The 5880-nt window shown below is 44.0% G+C and carries 6 protein-coding genes and 3 pseudogenes; 2 read left to right on the top strand and 7 right to left on the bottom strand.

Annotated features, from left to right (window positions below):
- The 7 genes and pseudogenes from RMO79_RS04640 to RMO79_RS04610 all read right to left on the bottom strand — a co-directional run.
- Positions 1 to 284, bottom strand: a 284-nt coding sequence (locus RMO79_RS04640; RefSeq protein WP_310481895.1) for an AI-2E family transporter, incomplete at its 3' end; no start/stop codon positions are given.
- Positions 285 to 306: 22 nt separating this feature from the next.
- Complete coding sequence (locus RMO79_RS04635; RefSeq protein WP_310481894.1) at positions 307 to 687, bottom strand: low affinity iron permease family protein; 381 nt, start codon at positions 685 to 687, stop codon at positions 307 to 309.
- A gap of 48 nt (positions 688 to 735) precedes the next feature.
- Positions 736 to 1152 (bottom strand): YggT family protein, encoded by a 417-nt coding sequence (locus tag RMO79_RS04630; RefSeq protein WP_310481893.1) that lies wholly within the window; start codon positions 1150 to 1152, stop codon positions 736 to 738.
- Positions 1153 to 1256: 104 nt separating this feature from the next.
- Positions 1257 to 1358 (bottom strand): annotated as a pseudogene (locus tag RMO79_RS04625) (NADP-dependent oxidoreductase); the annotation flags it as partial.
- Positions 1359 to 1470: 112 nt separating this feature from the next.
- A complete protein-coding gene (locus tag RMO79_RS04620; RefSeq protein WP_310481891.1) occupies positions 1471 to 3042 on the bottom strand; it encodes an oleate hydratase in 1572 nt (523 codons plus the stop codon).
- A gap of 262 nt (positions 3043 to 3304) precedes the next feature.
- Complete coding sequence (locus RMO79_RS04615) at positions 3305 to 4264, bottom strand: orange carotenoid protein N-terminal domain-containing protein (RefSeq protein ID WP_310481890.1); 960 nt, start codon at positions 4262 to 4264, stop codon at positions 3305 to 3307.
- 499 nt (positions 4265 to 4763) lie between these two features.
- Positions 4764 to 4955: pseudogene (locus tag RMO79_RS04610) on the bottom strand (amine oxidase); the annotation flags it as partial.
- A gap of 164 nt (positions 4956 to 5119) precedes the next feature.
- Here RMO79_RS04610 and RMO79_RS24430 point away from each other — a divergent pair.
- A pseudogene (locus RMO79_RS24430) lies at positions 5120 to 5224 on the top strand (2-hydroxyacid dehydrogenase); the annotation flags it as partial.
- Between the two features lie 94 nt (positions 5225 to 5318).
- Complete coding sequence (locus RMO79_RS04605) at positions 5319 to 5828, top strand: DUF3565 domain-containing protein (RefSeq protein ID WP_310481889.1); 510 nt, start codon at positions 5319 to 5321, stop codon at positions 5826 to 5828.
- Positions 5829 to 5880: the final 52 nt, after the last annotated feature.

Genomic DNA, 5880 nt, shown 5'->3' with positions numbered 1-5880 from the left:
AACTGTCGAAATACGATCGGTAATAGTCCAAAACCGATCGCACCCATTAATGCAATTGCGATAACTAGAACTAACCCAATTGACAAAGCTCGTGGTAATCCACGTTTTTCTAAAAAGACGATCGGATAGTCTAGTAAAAACGTCACCAAACAAGCTGCAATAACGATGCTAGAAATCGGCTGTAAGGAATGATAAAGGAGCAAAATTAGCCACCCGTTTAGAAAGACTAATGGGAAGGTTAAGCTAAATTTGAGCCATTGGGGTAGTTTTTGGTAGAAGAGCATTTGATATCGAGTATGAAAGTATTTACTCTTTAGAATTATTGCCAAGTTCAGAAAAATCTTTTTGCAGATTCTTTAGCTCCTGCTCGGATGAATCTTCCACATCAATAATTTGATTACGGGCGGCATCAATTGCCCTGATTAATTCATCCAATTTAATTTGAACTGCTTTAGCGTCACGGTTCTGGGAGTTTTGAATTAGGAAAACCATTAAAAATGTGATAATCGTCGTCCCAGTGTTAATAACTAGCTGCCACGTATCAGAGAATTTGAAAAATGGTCCTAGACTTGCCCAAGTCATAATTACAGCCACTGCTGCTATCGACGCAAAGGGAGATCCAACCGCTTCGGATGTATTGCGGGCAATTTGGTAAAATAAACTTTGTTTAGGTCGTTGTTTTCGCATGGTATAATATTCTCCTTATACAAATCTAATAATTTTGCAAAATTAAAATTATGATTTGTGGTAAAAGATGAATCTAACTAATGAAATTATTAAATAACTCAAGAGCATATAAGCGACAATTGCGATCGCAATATTGATGTCAAATATATATGCCCCGCCACTGAAAGTAGGACTAATAAACAAAGTTGAAAATGGAGCAATAAAAGGTGCCGATAAATTATTGATTAATCGAGCAAATTCATTTTGGGTGTTAGCACCAAATAACCGCAGCAAGAATCTCAGCCCTAGTAATATTTCCAGCATTCCTAATAGCCAATAAATACTATTAACTATCCAAACAAAAGGAGCATTTAATCGAGCAGTTCGCAGCCGTTTCTCCTCTTGGCGAAGTCGGAAAGCTTCTTCGTCATGTTCGAGTTCTTGTCGCCGTTCGATATTGGTATCATCCTGCCTGTCGTGAGTCATAATTTAGACCTCGCTGTTAATTGATAATTGATGATTGTTCGTGTCATAGCTCATATGAATTAATTTGGGAATACAGGCTACTCCAACTTCACGACCATCTTGCCGTCGGCGACGGCACCGCTGCTCATCGGTTTACCCAACTCAAATGGTGATACGTATGATTTTCCGCCATTCATTCGCCCGCGCATGTAGGGATCTACGGACAATTTGCCAACTCGGTGTACGCCACGGGGATATCATCATAAACCCCATTGATTAAGGTAATTGGTAACGCATTGGGGTAGCCTTCTTCAAGAAGTCGGGATCTGTCATGTCGCATTACTTAAATGCTTTGATTAATGCCTCAAATTCCACTTTTAACGACTTATCATTAGGTGAGATCGGTGGAATCTGTTTATCGATATTTAGGAATTGATAAACCGCCATTTGCGCCACTCGCACCGAATACTCGACCGTAAAAACGACATCTTCAGGAATCTCCACAAACTGACTGATGAAAGCGAGGTTGCGGGAATTATGTGGGATGGGTATTGGTCGATCTGTATGCAATCGCGGCATGAACATACTGGTGATATACGGCATTCGACAAGGAATACAGTTAGCCGATGCGACAATATCTAAATCGAAGCGGAGATGTCCGCAGAGTTCTTGGATGATTTCGGCACCATTGCATTCATCCATCGGTTTGGGGACGAAATTGCCGACTCGATCTGGAAACAAAGAATATCCCCAGAACACCTGAACATCAGCAGGTTGATTGATAAAATGAGGTTGATAAGCGAGGACAATTGACATCAACCAATTCGAGTCTTTAAAGGTGACGAGTCCGCCAGTTCCCGCTTCATTACCGCTAAATTCACACATCTTGTCAAAGAATTCGTGGTTTTTGAGCGTGACGGTAAAAGACTCCCAGCAAGACTCGGCAATACTGCTATTAAATGCCGCTGGATTCCCGAAACCTGTGTTTTCCGCTGCCAGCTTTTCCCATAGCTGCCAACTATTACAATCTTGTTTGGTTAGCTTTGGGGGCGCACTTGTCATCGAACCCAGACTCGAAGCATCAGTCATCGAGCCATTTTGGAGAAAAACTAGATCGCCATTTTCAACGGCAATAGTTTTACTTTCGCCCGCTTGCTGATAATGAATACCTGTCACCACTAACTTATCTGTGGCAATGTGTCGCTCTAAATCCGTTACCTTGCAATCTACATAAAAATGAACATTTTGCTCCGCCAGCCAACTCTGCAAGGGACGAACAAAAGAATCGTACTGATTGTAGACAGTGCGCTTCACCCCCGCGAGGGTTTCAATTCGCGAAAATTCCATCATAAAGCGATGCAAATACCGCTTGAATTCAACAGCACTATGCCACGGTTGGAAGGCAAAAGTAGTCGCCCACATATACCAAAATTCCGTCTCAAAAAATTCTGGAGACAGCCAATCGGTGATGCAACTATTTCCCAATTCAGCTTCACCAGCCAGACTCAGTTCTAGCAATTCCTTACGATTTGGCATCGAAAAGCCCATCGAGCTGACAGGGACTTTTGCCCGCCGACTGTCCACCAATCGCGCCATCGAATGAGACTTATGCCGCTCGTTAAATTCCATCGTTTCATCAAATACCGTTTTCCCTGGCAGAGTCAGCGAGGGAATTGACTTGAACAGATCCCAAGTGCATTCATAATTATCAGTCGTCAACATCCGTCCGCCCCGCAGAGAATAACCATCGGTTGGGTTCCCCGCTCCATCTAGACTCCCGCCCATGAGGGGCTTGGCTTCGAGGATAAAGATATTTTCACCAGAGAATGCGCCGTCGCGAATCATAAAAGCTGCGGCGGCTAAAGAGCCAATGCCACCACCTAATAAATATGCTTTAGATAGATTACTCATATCAATTAATTCCCTAAAATTAGTTGTCCCCGATTACCATCGGAAAATTGGTCGAAGAATTCACCCCATCGCTCTTGGGGCGCGAGCTTTTGGGGGGAAGCTTCCCCCGAAAACGTCGCGCCCCAAAAGCTCGCTTGTTTCCCCCGCTTGGGTTTGTTCCATGGTCGGGGAACCCGACCGGACAAACTCCGCAAGTGGAGCACCTTTTCAAGACAGGGGTGCCCGCAGGGTGGGGTGGGTAAAATCTATGCAGTAACTCAAGCTAACGAACTAAGCCCAACTCCACTAATTCTTGAGGAGATGCTAGTAGATCGATGCCTACGAAGAAAATCCGATCTTCCCCATCAAGCAGAAACCGCCATGCTAGATTGATGCCCACCCGATCGCCAAACCACGGCGTTTGAACCTTCCCAGTCACTTTAATCTGGGTAAATCCATCTTCGGCTGGCTCAGAGACTCCCTGCTCTGGCAACAGCTTGAGTCCGTAGCACTCCTTGTGCATATAGTCGAGAATGCTGTCATGACCGACGATCGGCTCTTGGAAGGGAGGTTTGAGGGCACCATCTGCTGCAAATAAAGCCACAGCCGCAGGAAAGTCAAAGGCGTTCATGTCCTCCATATAACTGAGCACAGTTGCATTTTTGATGCCTTTAATAGTGACTTTGGCGCGGGGTGCAGCTTCTTTCGGGGGAATCACAGGTTCTGTGACTGTGGGAGTACCGCCCATCGCAGCGAAACCCATATTGACGACGATCTCCTGAAGTACTGTGAGTTGCTGTCCGCCTTCAAGTCGATCGATACTTTTGAGTACATCGGCTGCCTTTGAAGATAATTTGTAGCCCTTGGGGATCGGCGCGACGATAGTTTCTTTCATCCACTCACTCAACTGATACCAGAAACCTAGTTTGACATTCGTGCCAAAAGCCGAATAGGTGCGACAGATGGGGGTATCTGTATGGTTGACAAGATCGCACATTACTTGGGTTTGCGCTAATGCTGGCATCTGCTTAATTTCAGTCAGAGTTGCTTGGGCAAACACCATGTTGGCTGACGACATGGCGGCGGGAGTAATTTTAGTGCCCATTTCGGTGTAAGCAAACCACAGCAATGCTAATCGATCCTCGGCATTGAGCAGATTATATGCTGCAACTATTTTGGGAATCGTGTCCGCAACTTCAGTGCTTGGGAAAATAAGTCTGGCTAAATCGAGAGTATATGGCATGATTAAATTAATTGATAATTGATACTTGAGAGCAATCGCTATTTTTTGGAACTCCCATTAGCAGCTTCGGCATCCATCCGGTTGCAAATTGCCGTTAGGGTTGCTATCTGGTGTCGAAGTTTTTACGGTCAACTATTTCGACCTCAGCCAGCAACTAAAACAACTATCTTATGAATTTATAATGCTGATTTATTAGCTTTGATTCTAGATTAAAAATGTGAGGATCTTGTGAGGAAAGTGTTTTCTAGCTAATCATTATTAGCAGCGTTTGTCTTAATATTTAATTTACTATTCGATAGTTTTTAGCTGCTATTGATAATCAAAATTATCTAGCTTGTCTATCTACATACAGAGAGATTTTAACTCTATGTTTTCAATCAAAAGGAGTAGATGAAGCCAAAAAAGATCTAAAAAAACTCCCAGATGATGAGAGCTTAATTTGAACTATTATTTGAAATAATTTAATCTGGTTTTCTCAGGAAGAAATTACCAATTGGATCTATGCAAACGGAATCCGCTCTCGTTTACTTTCGACTGAGGAAATAGACTCCTGGCTCACGCCAATTAACTTGGCGACTCTTACAGCAGCGGTAATCGCGCCGCCATGCAAACCATCCCCCAGGTAGGCTCCCGCATGATAGGTGTGATTTTCGCCATTAGTCGCCACCACTTCATCGCGGTAGCGGAAGGATATCGACTTTTTTGCGTATCTACAAAGCGTTAGGGGTTACAATTAGATACAGACGGTGTTCCAATCACTATTAGATTAACTCGCAGTAGTCGCAAACCCATTAGGCACGTTCACACCACGGCAGGCTACGCCAACGCGAACGAGATTTACTGGCAAAATCAGTTGCTCGATTGATGACATTTCCGACTGTGATAATTACTGAGCACCAAGCCTTCTTTACTGAAGATGCGATGAGATCGATTACCTACGGTAGGCTTCGCCAACGCTGAAATAACATTATCGAATATTAGTCAGGTAGAACGAGGACAGATTTGCGAAAATAAAATTTAAAATTCTCAGTTGTAAGCACGGAGGAAACTAATATTGCATCGATCGATCGTTGGATTTCATCAAGATTTAGAGCAACATTGGGTAGCAGAATTAGACTGCGGACATTGCCAGCATACCCGTCACGAACCGCCCTTTTTTCCACGTCCTTGGGTAATTACAGCATCAGGACGTTCCGAACATCTAGGACAACTCCTGAATTGCGTGTTGTGCGACAGGCAAGAGATCCCCGATGGTTATGCCCCCTATCGACGCACACCCTTATTTACAAACGATTCGATTCCTAAGGGATTGAGAGCGCGACACACCACCAAAAAAGGCGTATGGGGTAAGATCCATGTCCAGTCTGGTAGTTTAAGGTATCGCATCCACGACCCATATCATACTGAAATAATCCTCGTTGGCGTAGCCTCTCCAGCGGAGAATCGCCAACGTCCAGGCATCGTGTTACCAGAAGTAGAACATGAAGTTGAGCCGCTCGATTCTCATTCTGAGAGGCTCCGCCAACGTGTTGAATTTTTTGTAGAATTCTGGAAAAAGGTTTGAGATTGAGTCTGAGTCCAAAACTTGAAGTTCGATCTCTATTTTCGATCGAGAT

This window comes from Chamaesiphon sp. VAR_48_metabat_403, from assembly GCF_031422475.1.
Taxonomy (GTDB): Bacteria; Cyanobacteriota; Cyanobacteriia; order Cyanobacteriales; family Chamaesiphonaceae; genus Chamaesiphon.
Note: the sequence above shows the minus strand (reverse complement) of the source record. Positions and strands in the feature narration are given on the sequence as shown.

Coding starts and splice junctions, on each gene's coding strand:
- RMO79_RS04615 (WP_310481890.1), bottom strand. CDS start 4,264: ATGCCATATACTCTCGATTTAGCCAGACTTATTTTCCCAAGCACTGAA.
- RMO79_RS04635 (WP_310481894.1), bottom strand. CDS start 687: ATGCGAAAACAACGACCTAAACAAAGTTTATTTTACCAAATTGCCCGC.
- RMO79_RS04630 (WP_310481893.1), bottom strand. CDS start 1,152: ATGACTCACGACAGGCAGGATGATACCAATATCGAACGGCGACAAGAA.
- RMO79_RS04620 (WP_310481891.1), bottom strand. CDS start 3,042: ATGAGTAATCTATCTAAAGCATATTTATTAGGTGGTGGCATTGGCTCT.